Genomic DNA, 14,574 nt, shown 5'->3' with positions numbered 1-14,574 from the left:
ACTAAGCACCGACAGTGGACAGGCGGCCGTCTAAGGGTGAACGACAGGTGAACAAGGCGGCCGATGTGAGCAGCGCGACTACTCCGAAAGTGGTCTGTGTCCCAGCCGTGACCTGCGCGTCCGCTCTCCGTGACCGGTCAAGTGCCGCACGTGTGAACGCCGTTACCGAGCGTATTGGACGTCTACCTCGTATCGGGTGAAGCCGAGCTTCGAATACACGGCGAGTGCGGGCGCGTTGTCACCTTCGACGTACAAGATCACTTGGCCCAGCCCGCGATCACGGAGGTACCGCAGCCCGGCGAGCGTGAGCGCCTTCCCGAGACCGCCGCCCTGGGCGTCCGGATCGATGCCGACGACGTACACCTCGCCGGCGGGCTCGCCACCGAACCGGCCGGGGACGGCCTCGTGGACCTTCGTCCAGTGGAAGCCGATGACCTTCCCTTCCTCTTCCGCGAGGAAGAAGCCCTCGGGGTCGAACCAGGCTTCCTTCTCGGTCGCCCGGACCTCGTCGGCGGTCAGGGCGCCCTGTTCGGGGTGCCAGTCGAAGGCGCGCGCGTTGACGCGGACCATCGCTTCCTCGTCCTGACCGGGGACGAACGTCCGCAGCGTTACGCCCTCACGAGTCACGGGCTCCGGCCAGTCCGCGGCTTCCACATCGGCGTGCAGGATCAGCAGCTCGCGGGCGCGCTCGAAACCTTCGGTCCCGGCGAGATGGACGGCGGCGGGGTGATCGCCGTGCGCCCAGACCCGCAGCGGCTTCCCCGCGACGTGGTCGACGAGCGCCTTGACGAGTGTCCTGCCGTGCCCGGAGCGGCGATGCCCGGGGTGAACGAACAACTCGGCGACCTGGTTGCCGTGCGAATCGCCTTCGGTGTCCAGGTGCGCGTACGCGACCAACTCACCGTCCAGGCGCCCCAGAAGGTGCTGCCCACCGGCGAAACCGGTGTCCTCCGGGCGCCCGTCGGCCGCACGCACGGCGAGCAGGAAGCCGTGGATCTCTTCCGTGTCCGGTTCACCGGTCCAAGCCAGATCGAGCATGAAATCGACCCTACCCGGGAACCCGGTCCCCGCCCGGACGTCTTGTCAGGCAGAAAGGGGATTCAGTGCGCGGAAAGCTCGTTCGGCTCGTAGACGCTCGAGTCCGGCGCGATGGCCTGCTTGGCCGCGCTGCCCTTCGACGGCCGCTCGAACTTGTAGCCGACGTTGCGCACGGTCCCGATCATCTGTTCGTGCTCCGGCCCCAGCTTCGCGCGGAGGCGCCGGACGTGGACGTCGACCGTGCGCGTACCGCCGAAGAAGTCGTAACCCCAGACCTCCTGCAGCAGCTGGGCGCGGGTGAACACCCGGCCGGCGTGCTGGGCGAGGTACTTGAGGAGCTCGAACTCCTTGTAGGTCAGTTCGAGGGTGCGCTTGCGGAGCTTCGCGGTGTAGGTCGCCTCGTCGATGACCAGTTCGCCGACGCGGAGCTCGGCGTCGACCTGCGCGGCGCCGCCGTCGCGGGTGGTGACGAGCCGCAGCCGGGCGTCGACCTCGGCAGGCCCGGCCGTCGGGAGGAGGATGTCGTCGGTGCGCCATTCCGCGCTGACCGCGACCAGCCCGCCTTCGCCGACGACGGCGATGACCGGCGTGGAGGTTTCGTCCTCGCCGGCGCCCTTGAGGAGACGGCAGAGGCTCTTCGCGGAGGCGAGATCGCTGCGGGCGTCGAGGACGATGACGTCGCGATGGCCGGCGTCGAGCAGCGCGGTCACTTCCGGAGCACGGACGCGTACGGTGTGGGGCAGCAGATCCAGAGCGGGCAATACCGTGGTGGCATCTGCTTCCGCGGTCAGTACCAGAAGGTCCAGGCTCATCGCCGCACCGCCTTCAGTCGTGGTCGCCTCGAACGTGGCTACAGCCGGTGCTTGGTGAGAATAGCGGGTGCCGGGCCGAGGACCTACCCCGTGCTGGATCGATCACACCTGGCCAAAGAGGTTTACGAAGGAGATTCGACACAATGGTGAGCAGGCCCGTGGCGCGTGACGACCGACCGTCTTCCGGCCGGCCGGCCAAGCGAGGAAAGCGCCGTGGCCGGGGCTGGCTCATCGCCCTCGCGGTGCTGGTGGTGCTGCTGGTCGGGGCCGATTTCGGGGCGGCGGCGTACGCCGAGCACACGATCTCCCAGAAGGCCCGCCAGCAGCTGGAGCTGGCCAACGATCCGGCGGTCACGGTGCACGGTTTCCCCTTCCTGACCCAGGCCCTTTCCGGTGACTACAGTCACATCACGATCAACGCCCAGGGCGTCGCCGTCCCGCCGAGGCTGCGGGACGTGGACTTCAACGCCGACATGAGCGACGTCACGGCCCCGCTGTCCGACCTGACGTCCGGCAACACGAAGTCGATCGTCATCGGCACGCTCAAGGGCGAGGTGACGATCAAGGCCGCGGACATCGCGCGGCAGGCGCCACTGGACAAGATCGAGAACCTGAAGATCGAGCCGGTCACCGAGGACTACGTCCGCAACGGCGACAGCGGGCAGGGCGAGACGAAGCCGACCGCGACGAACGAGAACGGCGAGCCGGTCGACACCGCCAGCACCGGGATCCGGGTTTCGGGCAACGTCCAGATCGCCGGGCAGAAGGTGGAGATCTTCTGCTTCGCGATGATCGAGCTGGACGGGCAGAAGATCCGTCTCGAACCGAAGCGGCTCCAGTTCGGGAATGACAAGGAGACCACCGTCGTTCCCCAGGCCGTACAGGACGCGCTGCTGCCGAACTTCAACGCGACCATCGACACCGGCGCGATGCCGTTCTCGGTGACGCCGACGTCGGTGCGGGTGAACAGCGGCTCGGTGACCATCAAGGGCGAGGGCAAGAACGTCGCCTTCAGCGGAGCGAAGCCTCAGGGGTGACTTGCGGATGACCGGGGTGTGGGTGCTGCTGGGCGTACTGGTGCTCGGCGGGGTGGCCGGCGCGCTGCTGCAGGCACGCAACGGCCGCATCCGCGCGGCCAAACCGGCCAAGTCCACCGCGCCCACACTGCCCGGCCGCGTCTCGGAGGCCCTCGCGCCCGAAGGCGTCACCCTGGTCCAGATCTCCACGACGTTCTGCGCGCCGTGCCGCCACACCCGCGCGATCCTGTCGGCGCTCGCGGAGAAGACCGACGGCCTCACGCACGTCGATCTGGACGTCACCGAAACCCCCGAAGTGGCCCAGGCGCTGTCGGTGTTGCGAACCCCGACGACCCTGGCCTTGACCGCGGACGGCCGTGAGGTCTTCCGGGTCGGCGGCGTTCCCCGAGGTCAGGACCTTCTCGACGCCCTGGAGCCTCATCTGATCCCGGATTCCGGGAAGCGTCCCAAGGTGTGAACACGGTTCCCAACCTGAGGGAGCTCTGCGTACCCTCGTGCCCGTGAACCGGCTGCCCCGAACCTTGCTGACCCAGCGCCGCGCAGTGGACCTGTGCCGCGTTCGCAGCAGCCTGTGTCCCGGCGTTCGCTGAGCCACGCCTGCGCGTGCCCGTCCGGCACGCACCTCTTTCCCTCTCGTTCGCAGGAGGAACCATGTCCGCAGGACCGGCAGTCGACCCCCGAGGTCCGCGTTTCGCCGCCATCCTGACGACGATCGTGCTCGCGGTCGTGCTCATCACCCAGTGGTGGCCACTGCTCGCGGCGCAGGCGGTGGTGTTCGCGATCGGCGCCTTCATCGGCCTGAAGCCGGCGCCGTACTCCCTGATCTATCGCTACCTCGTCGCGCCGCGGCTCGGCCCGACGGCCGAACGCGAGGACGCCGCCCCGCTGCGGTTCGCGCAGGCCGTCGGGTTCGTGTTCGCCGTCGTCGGCACCGTCGGGTTCGCCACCGGCCTGACCGCGCTCGGCTTCGTCGCGACGGCGTTCGCGCTCTTCGCGGCGTTCCTCAACGCGGCGTTCAACTTCTGTCTCGGTTGCGAGATGTACCTGCTCATCAAGCGTTTCAGTCCCAGCCCTCGCGCGTCCTAACCCCAGAAAGAGAGTCAGCTCCATGAGCCGTGAAGACGTCCTGGTCACCACCCAGTGGGCCGAGGAGAACCTGGACACGCCGGGTGTCGTGTTCGTCGAGGTCGACGAGGACACGACCGCGTACGACAACGGACACATCCGCGGTGCGGTGAAGTTCGACTGGCGCAAGGACCTGCAGGACGGGGTGCGCCGCGACTTCGTCAACAAGGAGGGCTTCGAGAAGCTGCTGTCCGAGAAGGGCATCTCGAACGACGACCGCGTGATCCTCTACGGCGGCAACAACAACTGGTTCGCCGCGTACGCGTACTGGTACTTCAAGCTCTACGGCCACGACAAGGTGCAGCTGCTCGACGGCGGCCGCAAGAAGTGGGAGCTCGACGGCCGCGAGCTGAACTCGGACGACGTCAAGCGCGAGCCGACCGAGTACAAGGCCAAGGAGCAGGACCTCTCGATCCGCGCGTTCCGCGACGAGGTCGTCGCCGAGATCGGCAAGAGCAACTACGTCGACGTGCGCTCGCCCGACGAGTTCTCCGGCAAGCTGCTCGCCCCGGCGCACCTGCCGCAGGAGCAGTCGCAGGTCCCCGGCCACATCCCGGGTGCGCTGAACGTCCCGTGGGCGAAGGTCGCCAACGAGGACGGCACGTTCAAGACCGAGGAAGAGATCAAGGAGCTGTACTCCGACGAGGGCCTCGACGAGTCGAAGGCCACCATCGCGTACTGCCGGATCGGTGAGCGTTCGTCCATCGCGTGGTTCGCGCTGCACGAGCTCCTCGGCTACGACCAGGTGAAGAACTACGACGGTTCGTGGACGGAATACGGCTCGCTCGTCGGCGTGCCGGTCGAGTTGGGAGCGAAGTGATGGCAGGCAACGACACTGACAGCTGCGGCGCACCGGCCCAGGAGGCCACGCCCGCCGATTACGACACCCGCGGCCAGGTCGTGCTGGCGGGCAAGGTGACCGGTTCGGAGGGCCCCGTCGGCGGCGCCTTCGTGCGGTTGCTGGACGGCGGCGGCGACTTCACCGGCGAGGTGGTCTCGTCGGCCGACGGCGACTTCCGCTTCTACGCGGCCCCCGGTGACTGGACGGTGCGCGCGCTGCACCGCTCCGGCAATGGCGAGGCCTCCGTCACCGCGCAGGGACCCGGCGTGCACCAGCTGGCGATCTCGGTCGCCTGACGTATTCGCGCGTGAAGGCCCCCTTCCCTCGGCTCAGCCGAGGGAAGGGGGCCTTCACGCGCGTGTGGGCACTGCCACGCGACCTCGGCAGGCCTGTCCGGGCAGGTAGCGACTAAAGTGCGTGGCGTGGAGATCCTGTTTACGACCCTGCTGGTGCTCGCCGGCGTCGCGACCACCTGGTTCGCCGTGTACGTCGTCTACCGGCTTTACGCGGACCAGCGCTGACCGATGACGGCTAGTGGCGACGAGGCCATCCAGGCCGCGGAGAAGCGCGCGGAAAGCACGCGCGACCGGAACCTGCCTCCGTACGGCACCCTTCCTGACATGCCCATCCCGGGCGACACCGCGAACCTGCGTGAAGGCCCGAACCTCAACGACGCCTGCCTGGCGCTCCTGCCGCTCGTCGGCGTGTGGCGCGGCGAGGGCGAGGTCGACTACCCGACCATCGAGGGCCCGTACCGGTTCGGCATGCAGCTGACCATCGCGCACGACGGCCGCCCGTTCCTCACCCACGAGGCACGTGCCTGGCTGCTCGACGAGGACGGCAAGGTCATCCGTCCCGCCGCGCGCGAATCCGGGTTCTGGCGCCCGCAGGCCGACGACACGATCGAGCTGCTGCTGACGCACAACACCGGCATCGTGGAGCTGTTCTACGGCAAGCCGCGTGGCAAGGCGTCCGTGCCGGCCTGGGAGCTCGGCACCGACGCGGTCGTCCGCACCTCGACCGCGAAGGACGTCACGGCCTCGCAGCGGCTCTACGGCATCGTCAACGGCGAACTCGGCTACGTCGAGGAGCGCGCCATGATGGGCCAGGAACTGCAGCCGCACACGTCGGCGCTGCTGCGTCGCGTGGTGGGCTGACGTTCTTCCGATGCGGTGGCGTGCCTACGGCGAGCACGCCGCCCTGCTCGACTGCGCTTCCCTGACCGAGTCGATGGCGGCGCACGCGGCGGTCTCGGCCGCACGCCCGGACGGCATCACCGAACTCGTTCCCGGCGCCCGCAGCCTGCTCTTGGTGGAAACCCCCGGCTCCGGCGCGCTCGCGGCCGTGCGTGAGCTGCTGGCGGACGCCGACCTCGACCATCCGCCGGAAGGCGAATCCCGCGAGATCACCCTCGACGTGACCTACGACGGCGAGGATCTCGAACTCGTCGCGCGGGACGCCGGAGTGTCCACAGAGGACGTCGTCCGGCTGCACACCGGCGCCGTCTACACCGTGGCCTTCACCGGTTTCGCGCCCGGATTCGGTTACCTGACAGGGCTTCCCGAGCCGCTGCGGCAGCCGCGGCTGTCGGCTCCGCGGACTCGCGTGCCCCCGGGCTCGGTCGGGATCGCCGGCGAGTTCACCGGCGTTTATCCGCGTGTCTCGCCCGGCGGCTGGCGGCTGATCGGCCGCACCCGGACCGTCCTGTTCGATCCGCGCGCCGATCCGCCCGCGTTGCTGGCGCCCGGCGACCGCGTGCGGTTCCGGAGTGCCGGATGAGGGCCGTCGAAGTGGTCGACACAGGTCCGCTCGCGCTGGTACAGGACCTCGGCAGGCCCGGTTTCGCGCATCTCGGCGTGCCGCCGTCCGGCGCGCTGGACGTCCCGGCGCTGAAGCTGGCCAACCGGCTCGTCGGCAACGACGAAGCCGCCGCGGGAGTCGAGTGCCTGTTCGGCGGGTTGCGGCTGCGCGCCACGACGTCCTGCACCATCGCGGTGACCGGGCCGGCCGTCCCGGTCGAGGTCGACGGGCGTCCCGTCGGCTCGCACGCGCCGGTGTGGCTGGCGGCGGGGCAGGTCCTGTCGATCGGCGCTCCCGCCACCGGATTGCGGTGCTACCTGGCGGTTTCCGGCGGGATCACGGTCGAGGAGGAACTCGGCAGCCGGTCGCGGGACGTCCTTTCGGAGATCGGGCCGGCGCCGCTGAAGGCGGGCGACGTCCTCCCGCTCGGCACACCGTCGGTGTCCGACGGCGCCGACGTCGTGCTGCCCAGCATGGCGCCGGCCGAGCTCGTCGTGCTGATCGATCCGGGGCCGCGGGCGCATTGGTTCGAGAACCCGGCGGCCGGGCTCGCGAAGACCTGGACGGTGACGTCGGAATCCAACCGCGTCGGACTCCGGCTCGACGGACCCGCGCTGACTCGCGCGGCCGGATACGCGGAGCGGGAACTGCCGAGCGAAGGCCTGCTGACCGGCGCCGTCCAGGTGCCGCCGAACGGGTTGCCGGTGGTGTTCTTGGCGGATCATCCAACTACCGGTGGTTATCCGGTGGCGGCCGTGGTGAGACAGGCGTCACTCCCGGCACTCGCGCAGGCCCGACCCGGAACCCTTCTCCGCTTTCACTCGTCCACGAGGGTGTGGAACAGGTAAAGGTCGACGGTGGCACGGGTGTCATCGACACGAACAGCGCTAACTGGTTCTCAGCGGGAAAGATCGCTTCGAACCGGGTCCCCGCCCAACCAGAGCTTCCGCAGTCGCTGCGGATCGCGCTGGCCACCGGTCAGATACGGCGCCCGCTCGGCGACACGCTCCGCCCGCTTCTGAATCTCTTCGCCGACGGCGAATACCAGGTCGCCGGGCCCGAAAGGCTGGCCGAGGACCGCTACCTGACCCCGAGCGCCGACTGGCCGCCCGCCGACGTTTCGCGCGTCGGCTACTACCGGACGGCGATCAAGAGCGGGCACCGGCCGGTCGCCGTCGTGCTGGAGACCACCGACGCGGCGGTGATCCTCGACGGGCACCACAAGATCGCCGCCTACCGCGAAGAAGCGATCCTGCCGCACCTGCTGATCATCAGCCCGCTCAACTGATCGAGTATTCGCTCTCGTATGCGGCGGCCAGCTCGGCGTGGATCGCGCTGGAGTCGGTGAGCGCGACGCCGTCGAGTGTGTGCACCCTGGTCAGCTTGCGGACCGACGACGCGAGGAACAGCCCTTCGCCCTCGGTGAGGTCCGAGACGTTGAGCGGCTCGACCTTGACCGACCAGCCCGCGCGCTCGGCGCCGCGGAACAGCGCCGCCTGCGTCGTCCCCGGCAGGATGCCGATGGTCGCCGGTGGCGTGTAGAGCGTCTTGTCCTTCGCGAGGACGACCGTCGAGGTCGGCCCTTCGAAGACCGTGCCGTCGGCGGCGGTGAAAATCACATCGCTCGCGCCACGGCGGCCGGCCTCCCGCAACGCGGCCATGTTGACGCCGTACGAAATCGACTTCGCGCCCAGCAGCAGCCACGGCGCGCGCTCGGCGAGGTCGGGCTCGATACCGCGTTCGAGGGTGATCGCCGCGACGCCTTCGACGCGGGCCCGCTGGACCTTCTCGTCGATCTCCACGCCGAGCGCGAACCCGAACGGCTTCGCCTCCGGATCGCCGTCGATTCCCCTGGTGTACACCAGTTTCAGCGCGATCTCGGCCGGGCCGGACCAGTTGTCGATGACGACCTGCGCGGCGCGCTCCCAGGCGGCGAGGTCGGGCTCCGGCAGGTCGAGCATGGCCGCGGAACGCGCCAGCCGCTCGAGGTGCGGGCGGAGCTCACGAGGCCGTCCGTCGACGACGAGGATCGTCTCGAACACGCCGTCGCCGCGAAGCAACCCGAGGTCGTCTACTCGCAGGTGGGCGGCTTCGGGGTCGGCCAGGGTCCCGTCGAGGAAGGCAAGCACGCGCATGGGGACACGGTACTCACTAGCATGGGTTTCATGCCCTACCGCTCCCCCCTGCTCGACCTTCCCGGACCGATCGCGGCACCCGACGGGCATCCGGAAGAGGGTGTCCCGTGGCACTGGGGTGACCCGTTCGCCGAGCAACGGACGGCCGCGCGCGGCGCGGTCGTGATCGACCGTTCGCACCGCGAAATCCTGGCCGTGACCGGGGAAGAACGGCTGTCCTGGCTGCATTTGGTGATCTCGCAGCACGTCACCGGGCTCGCCGAAGGCACCGGCACCGAGGCGCTCGTGCTCGACAGCCAAGGCCGCGTCGACACGCATATGGTCGTCGCGCACGCGGACGGCACGGTGTGGCTGGACAGCGACCGGGGCGCGGTGGCCACCAGCGCGTTGCCGTCCGGCGGCAAGCAGACCTTGCGCGAGTACCTCGAAGCGATGAAGTTCTGGTCCAAAGTGGACATCCGCGATGTCTCGGACGAGCTGGCGTTGCTGACCGTCCTCGGCCCCGACGCCGACCGGGTGCTGGACGCCGTCGGTGTTCCCGTCGGCGCGGACCCGTACTCGGTCGTCGCGATCCCCGGCGGTTTCGCGCGGCGGATGCCGTGGCCGGGACGGCACAGCGTCGACCTCGCCGTCCCCCGCGCCGAACTCGCCGGCTGGTGGCGGCGCCTGACCGACGCGGGCGCGCGACCGGCGGGCAGCTGGACGTTCGACGCGCTGCGCGTCGAGTCGCTGCGGCCGCGGCTGGGCCTCGACACCGACGAGCGCACGATCCCGCACGAGGTGAACTGGGTCGACTCCGCCGCGCACGTGGCGAAGGGCTGTTACCGCGGGCAGGAAACCGTCGCGAAGGTCCACAACGTGGGGCGGCCGCCGCGGTACATGGCGCTGCTGCACCTGGACGGTTCGCCGGAGATCACGCCGGAAACCGGCGATCCGGTGGTGCTGGGCGAGCGGACCGTCGGCCGCGTCGGCAGCGTGGTGCAGCACCACGAACTGGGACCGATCGCACTGGCGCTGGTCAAACGCTCCACGCAGCCGGGTGCGGAACTGCTGGTGGGCGCCGAGGATCGCGTCGTGCAGGCGGCCATCGATCCGGACTCTGTGCCCGGTGAGGCTCCGGCGCCTGGGCGGGAAGCGGCTCAGCGGCTGCGGGGGTAGGTGCGGCTGCTCGTTCCGTGAAGGCCTCCTTGCCTACCTTGAGGGTTGGGAAGGGGCCCTTCGCTACCTTGATGGCTGGTCCGTGAAGGCCTCCTTGAGGGACTCTGGGTCCCTGAAGGAGGCCTTCACTACCTGCGGATACGTCACTGTCGCCTCACCGGCCGCTTCCGCCTCGTTGGTCACAGCGGCTGCGCGTGAAGGCCCCCTTCCCTCGGCTGAGCGCTGGAAACTCGCCCTTCGCTCACGACCCAAGTACGTGAAGGCCCCTTCATTGCGCTAGGCGCAATGAAGGGGGCCTTCACGTACTTGCACACAGCCATCCACAAGTTGTCCACAACGTTGCCCACCTGTGGACAACTCCGCCGACCAGCACTTTTCCCGCCCCACCCCCGGTAGACTGGACCAGGGGCCGCCCCCGGGACGGGTGGGGGGCGCGCTTTGGAAGGAACCGAAAGAGCGGCTGCGCGGCGGTGGGTGTCGTGAGGGGCGGAGATCCTTGTGGTATCGCTCCCTGCGGAACATTTCCGCTGGAGCGCGATAAGCTACGCGGGTGATCGAAGTCCGGCCCGGTGGTCGCCGTCGTATCGACCGCGTGCTCGGCCCTGGGTATCTCAGCGACCTCGGCGAGCTGACCCTTTCCGTGCTGCGTGAGCGCCGCGACGAGGCCGCGCAGGAGGAGACCGACCTGTCGTACCTGCGGCGCCTGCTGCACGCGCGGATCGACATCGTGCGGGCCGAGCAGGAGCGCCGGAGCTCGGGAGGCGAGAGCAGCGTCGTCGAGCGGCTGGCCGCGATCCTGGCGGACAACGCGATCGGCCCGGCCACGGGTTCGGGCAGGCACCAGCGGCTGGAGCCGTCGCGCGCGGGTGAGCACCGCCGGTTCGCCGAGGCGCTCATCGGCGACACGGACCTTTCCGACGTCAGCACCCTGTCGGACGAGAAGCTGGTCAACGCCCTCAACCGGTACGCCGACGAAGAGGTTTCGGTCTCCTCGTACCGGCGCGAGGTCCAGAGCGTGATGGACACGATCAACGCCGAGATCGCCACCCGCTACCGCAAGGGCACGGCCTCGGTCGACGACCTGCTCGACACCGAACGCGGCGGCTCCGAGTGACGAATCCGGTCCTGGTCGAGGTCGTCCGATCCGGTTTCGTGGAGAGCGTGCACCGCGGCGCGCTCGTGATCACCGCACCGGACGGCTCGGTGCGGTTCTCCGCCGGCGACATCGAGCGGCCGGTGTACCCGCGTTCGTCCAACAAACCCCTGCAAGCCGTCGGGATGCTCCGCGCCGGCCTCACGATCGGCGACGAAGAGCTCGCGCTCGGTTGCGGATCGCACAACGGCGAGCCCGGCCATGTCGAGGGCGCCCTGGCGATGCTTTCCCGCGCGGGGCTGACCGAGGACGCGCTGGCCTGCCCGCCCGCCTTCCCGCTGCACGAGCCCAGCATGCTGGCCGTGGCCTCGGCCGGGAAACGCCGCGCCGCGATGAACTGCTCCGGCAAGCACGCCGCGATGCTCATGACCTGCGCGCAGCTCGGCTGGCCGACCAAGGACTACGAGGCCGAGATCCATCCGCTGCAGAAGGTCGTCCAGGCCGCCGTCGCCGACCTCACCAGCGAGACGATCGAGACGGTCGGCGTCGACGGCTGCGGGGCGCCCCTGTTCGCGTTCTCCCTCACCGGTCTCGCCCGTTCCTTCGGCAGGCTGGTCACGGCCATGGGCGGACCGGAACGCCGGGTCGCGGACGCGGTCCGCGCGCATCCGTGGCAGGTCGCGGGCACCGGCCGCGAGGACACCGTGCTGATGCGGAACGTCGAGGGCCTGCTGTCGAAGGGCGGCGCCGAGGGAGTGCACGCGTTCGCCCTCCCGGACGGCACGGCGCTGGCGCTGAAGATCGACGACGGCGCGGCCAGGGCCCGGATCCCGCTGCTGCTCGCGACGCTGCGCCACCTCGGCATCGACCCTGGCGAGGAAGCCGGCGCCCTCGCGCGCGAGGCGGTGCTGGGCGGCGGGAAACCGGTCGGCGAGCTGAGGGTCGCCGAAGGCCTCTACGGCTAGTTCGCGCGTTCCCGCGCGGCCAGGTCGCCCCAGAAGTCCCGCAGGTCGGCGAACAGTTCCGCCAGCTCGTCGACGTTGCCGGTGCGGAGCGCGTCCAGGATGTCGTGCACCTCTTCGGCCGTCGTGTCGGCCTGCAGGATCGGGTCGGCGAAAAGCTGCACGAGACCGCCGTAGTCGAGCTCGACCGCGGACCCGGGGTGGAAGCTGTCGAGCCAGCGCCGCGTCTCGAGCAGTACCCGGCCCGGGCCCGAGTCGCCGAAGGTCGCTTCGAGCAGGTCGCCGACCTCGCGGGCGCGATGTCGCGCGTCGGCGATGGAGACCCGCCACGACACCTCGCGTTCGGGGTCGTCACGGCCCTTGCCGAGTTTGACCCGGCGCATCCCGGGGTCGAAGAGCACGAACCACGGAAGCGGGACGGTCCACGTCGTCGACAGCGTGTGCGACGCCGAGGCGGACAGATCGCCAATGGCGGACTTCGCCCGCGAGCGGATCGTGTCGAGTGACGCGCCGCCCGCGTCGAGCACCGCGCTCTTCAACGCGGGATGCGCGTCGCCGAGGAAGGTCACCAGTGCCGCGGCCGAGCGCGCGCGGATCTCCATCGGACAGATCAACGGCCCTGGACCGGCGTCGCCGTGCTCACCCTCCGGCACGTTTTCTGGATCCAGGACGAGGACGTCGGTGACGAGGCTGGGCGCGGCCCTGCCGTCCGCGAGCTCGGCGGGCAGCAACCGGCCGACATGCTGTGACTTGAGCCACAATGCCTGCTCGCGCGCGCCCGCGGCCGAACGATCGAGCCGGGCCGCTTCGACGGCCTCGAGCAGGCGTTCGTCCGGTGGATCCCCCAGCGCGAGCAGGGGCTCATAGACGCGGAGATAAGCCGCGAACGGACGGGGCACACGAGCATCGTGGCACGCCGACCTGCGACTATCGCCACCGACCGGCCGGTAACCGGCGTTCGGTGAACACTGTCGCCACCGGCACACCGTGCCACGTCGCATCCAACCCCCCGGACACGGTACGGTGTCAGCAGGAAAGAATTGTCGAGACGATGCGGGGCCGCCGATTCCCCCGGCCGCCCCGCCCCTGTGCGAGGGGGTCGAGCCATGGGGCGCGGCCGGGCTAAGGCCAAGCAGACGAAGGTGGCGCGCGAGCTCAAGTACAGCTCGCACGAAACCGACTTCGATGCTTTGCAGCGCGAGCTGTCCAGTAGTTCCTCGGAAGACAGGCACGAGGACGACAAGCGGTATGACGACGACCCGTACGACGGGTACGACGAATACCGCCGCTGAGCAACGCGTGACACGCGAGGGTGGATCCGGGCTTGCCCGGTAGACCACCCTCGCGTGTCGCGTGCTGCCCAAAATACGAGGAGGTGCCATGTCTGACGTAGCGCGAGTAGGTGTCGTCGGGGCCGGGCTCATGGGCTCGGGCATCGCCGAGGTGCACGCGCGGGCCGGGCTGGACGTGATCGTCACCGAGGTCAACCAGCCGGCGCTGGACTCCGGGCGAGCGCGGATCGAGAAGTCGCTGCAACGCGGCGTCAAGAACGGGAAGCTCTCGCAGGAAGACGCCGACGCGGCGCTCGGACGGCTCCGCTTCACCACCGAGATCGGCGAGTTCGCCGACCGCGACCTCGTCATCGAGGCCATCCTGGAACAGGAGCAGGCCAAGGTCGAGGTGTTCCGGTCGCTGGACAAGATCGTCGAGCGGGAGGACGCGGTGTTCGCGTCCAACACCTCTTCCATCCCGATCATGAAGCTCGGCATGGCCACCGGCCGTCCGCAGCAGGTGGTCGGCATCCACTTCTTCAACCCGGTCCCGGTGCTGCCGCTCGTCGAGCTGGTGCCCTCGCTGCTGACCAGCGACGACACCGCCCGCCGGGCCGAGGAGCACGCGACGGCGGCGTTGAACAAGACGGTGATCCGGTCGCAGGACCGCGCCGGGTTCATCGTGAACTCGCTGCTCGTGCCGTACCTGCTTTCGGCGATCCGGATGATCGAGTCGGGTTTCGCGTCGGCGGAGGACATCGACCGCGGTATGGAGCTCGGCACCGCGCACCCGATGGGCCCGCTGCGGCTTTCGGACCTGATCGGCCTGGACACCATCAAGGCCATCGCGGACTCGATGTACGCCGAGTTCAAGGAGCCGCTGTACTCCTCGCCGCCGCTGCTGCTGCGCATGGTCGACGCCGGCCTGCTCGGCAAGAAAACCGGCCGCGGTTTCTACAGCTACTCCTGATCCGGCTCTTCACCGCGACGGAGCGCCGCGACCGACTTGCGTAGGCCGCAGCGCTCCAGAGCGTCGAGAACCTCGGCGACGCTGGCAGGCGGAGCGCGGCGCGCGTCGACGATGCGCCGCACCGCCTCCACCACCACACGCTGACCGAGCTCGATCCGGTCGAGGACGAAGTCGTCGGCGCTCTGGGCCTCGACGTTCCAGCGGCCGAGAACCCGGTCGGGAAAATCCCGCAGGTTCTCGGTCACGATCACGCGCGCCTGCGCCTTGATGGCCACCGCGAGAACGTGCCGATCGGCCGGATCCGGCAGTTCGAGGGTGGCGACGAGCGGTTC

Annotated in this window: 19 protein-coding genes; 14 read left to right on the top strand and 5 right to left on the bottom strand. The window is 69.5% G+C overall.

Features of this window, described 5'->3' with window-relative positions:
- Positions 1-162: 162 nt before the first annotated feature.
- On the bottom strand, positions 163-1,038 hold the full coding sequence (gene mshD, locus H4W30_RS09605) for a mycothiol synthase (protein WP_192742569.1): 876 nt from the start codon (positions 1,036-1,038) through the stop codon (positions 163-165).
- 62 nt (positions 1,039-1,100) lie between these two features.
- Entirely contained in the window at positions 1,101-1,850 is a 750-nt protein-coding gene (locus H4W30_RS09600; RefSeq protein WP_192742568.1) for a winged helix-turn-helix transcriptional regulator, read from the bottom strand.
- Between the two features lie 143 nt (positions 1,851-1,993).
- Here H4W30_RS09600 and H4W30_RS09595 point away from each other — a divergent pair, with 143 nt between their 5' ends.
- The 9 genes from H4W30_RS09595 to H4W30_RS09555 all read left to right on the top strand — a co-directional run bounded on the left by H4W30_RS09595 (position 1,994) and on the right by H4W30_RS09555 (position 7,941).
- Positions 1,994-2,887, top strand: a complete 894-nt coding sequence (locus H4W30_RS09595) for an LmeA family phospholipid-binding protein (RefSeq protein WP_126736209.1) — start codon at positions 1,994-1,996, stop codon at positions 2,885-2,887.
- 7 nt (positions 2,888-2,894) lie between these two features.
- On the top strand, positions 2,895-3,344 hold the full coding sequence (locus tag H4W30_RS09590) for a TlpA family protein disulfide reductase (RefSeq protein WP_192742567.1): 450 nt from the start codon (positions 2,895-2,897) through the stop codon (positions 3,342-3,344).
- Between the two features lie 194 nt (positions 3,345-3,538).
- On the top strand, positions 3,539-3,973 hold the full coding sequence (locus H4W30_RS09585) for a DUF4395 domain-containing protein (protein ID WP_192742566.1): 435 nt from the start codon (positions 3,539-3,541) through the stop codon (positions 3,971-3,973).
- A 22-nt stretch (positions 3,974-3,995) separates the two neighbouring features.
- Complete coding sequence (locus H4W30_RS09580) at positions 3,996-4,832, top strand: sulfurtransferase (protein WP_192742565.1); 837 nt, start codon at positions 3,996-3,998, stop codon at positions 4,830-4,832.
- Entirely contained in the window at positions 4,832-5,149 is a 318-nt protein-coding gene (locus H4W30_RS09575; RefSeq protein ID WP_126736211.1) for a DUF1416 domain-containing protein, read from the top strand. Before H4W30_RS09580 ends, H4W30_RS09575 begins: the two co-directional genes overlap by 1 nt.
- A gap of 228 nt (positions 5,150-5,377) precedes the next feature.
- Positions 5,378-6,010, top strand: a complete 633-nt coding sequence (locus H4W30_RS09570; protein WP_192742564.1) for an FABP family protein — start codon at positions 5,378-5,380, stop codon at positions 6,008-6,010.
- 10 nt (positions 6,011-6,020) lie between these two features.
- Positions 6,021-6,632: a 5-oxoprolinase subunit PxpB gene (gene pxpB / locus H4W30_RS09565; protein ID WP_192742563.1), complete on the top strand. Its 612-nt coding sequence runs from the start codon at positions 6,021-6,023 to the stop codon at positions 6,630-6,632.
- The gene (locus H4W30_RS09560; protein WP_192742562.1) at positions 6,629-7,501 is read left to right on the top strand and encodes a 5-oxoprolinase subunit C family protein; all 873 of its coding nucleotides are present in this window, start codon (positions 6,629-6,631) and stop codon (positions 7,499-7,501) included. Before pxpB ends, H4W30_RS09560 begins: the two co-directional genes overlap by 4 nt.
- The gene (locus tag H4W30_RS09555; protein WP_192742561.1) at positions 7,489-7,941 is read left to right on the top strand and encodes a hypothetical protein; all 453 of its coding nucleotides are present in this window, start codon (positions 7,489-7,491) and stop codon (positions 7,939-7,941) included. The genes H4W30_RS09560 and H4W30_RS09555 overlap by 13 nt, the downstream gene beginning before the upstream one ends.
- On the opposite strand, the gene H4W30_RS09550 is transcribed toward H4W30_RS09555, so the two are convergent.
- Entirely contained in the window at positions 7,934-8,788 is an 855-nt protein-coding gene (locus H4W30_RS09550; RefSeq protein ID WP_126736216.1) for an aminodeoxychorismate lyase, read from the bottom strand. The two genes, H4W30_RS09555 and H4W30_RS09550, sit on opposite strands and share 8 nt — an antisense overlap.
- A 30-nt stretch (positions 8,789-8,818) precedes the next feature.
- On the opposite strand from H4W30_RS09550, the gene ygfZ reads away from it, so the two are divergent.
- From ygfZ to H4W30_RS09535, 3 genes are all read left to right on the top strand, one after another.
- Positions 8,819-9,946 (top strand): CAF17-like 4Fe-4S cluster assembly/insertion protein YgfZ, encoded by a 1,128-nt coding sequence (ygfZ, locus tag H4W30_RS09545; protein ID WP_192742560.1) that lies wholly within the window; start codon positions 8,819-8,821, stop codon positions 9,944-9,946.
- A 550-nt stretch (positions 9,947-10,496) separates the two neighbouring features.
- On the top strand, positions 10,497-11,060 hold the full coding sequence (locus tag H4W30_RS09540) for an RsiG family protein (RefSeq protein ID WP_007032564.1): 564 nt from the start codon (positions 10,497-10,499) through the stop codon (positions 11,058-11,060).
- Positions 11,057-12,004: an asparaginase gene (locus H4W30_RS09535; RefSeq protein ID WP_192742559.1), complete on the top strand. Its 948-nt coding sequence runs from the start codon at positions 11,057-11,059 to the stop codon at positions 12,002-12,004. Before H4W30_RS09540 ends, H4W30_RS09535 begins: the two co-directional genes overlap by 4 nt.
- On the opposite strand, the gene H4W30_RS09530 is transcribed toward H4W30_RS09535, so the two are convergent.
- Positions 12,001-12,900, bottom strand: a complete 900-nt coding sequence (locus H4W30_RS09530; protein WP_192742558.1) for a hypothetical protein — start codon at positions 12,898-12,900, stop codon at positions 12,001-12,003. The two genes, H4W30_RS09535 and H4W30_RS09530, sit on opposite strands and share 4 nt — an antisense overlap.
- 207 nt (positions 12,901-13,107) lie before the next feature.
- On the opposite strand from H4W30_RS09530, the gene H4W30_RS09525 reads away from it, so the two are divergent.
- Both H4W30_RS09525 and H4W30_RS09520 read left to right on the top strand, forming a co-directional pair.
- The gene (locus tag H4W30_RS09525) at positions 13,108-13,293 is read left to right on the top strand and encodes a DUF3073 domain-containing protein (RefSeq protein WP_007032561.1); all 186 of its coding nucleotides are present in this window, start codon (positions 13,108-13,110) and stop codon (positions 13,291-13,293) included.
- Positions 13,294-13,381: 88 nt separating this feature from the next.
- Positions 13,382-14,242 (top strand): 3-hydroxybutyryl-CoA dehydrogenase, encoded by an 861-nt coding sequence (locus tag H4W30_RS09520; RefSeq protein ID WP_192742557.1) that lies wholly within the window; start codon positions 13,382-13,384, stop codon positions 14,240-14,242.
- Here the strand turns inward: H4W30_RS09520 and H4W30_RS43675 are convergent.
- On the bottom strand, positions 14,233-14,517 hold the full coding sequence (locus H4W30_RS43675; protein WP_318780574.1) for a hypothetical protein: 285 nt from the start codon (positions 14,515-14,517) through the stop codon (positions 14,233-14,235). The genes H4W30_RS09520 and H4W30_RS43675 overlap by 10 nt on opposite strands.
- Positions 14,518-14,574: the final 57 nt, after the last annotated feature.

The organism is Amycolatopsis roodepoortensis (assembly GCF_014873915.1).
In the GTDB taxonomy this organism is placed as follows: domain Bacteria; phylum Actinomycetota; class Actinomycetes; order Mycobacteriales; family Pseudonocardiaceae; genus Amycolatopsis; species Amycolatopsis roodepoortensis.
The sequence above is the reverse complement of the archived record's forward strand: the minus strand, read 5'-3'. Positions and strand labels throughout refer to the sequence as shown.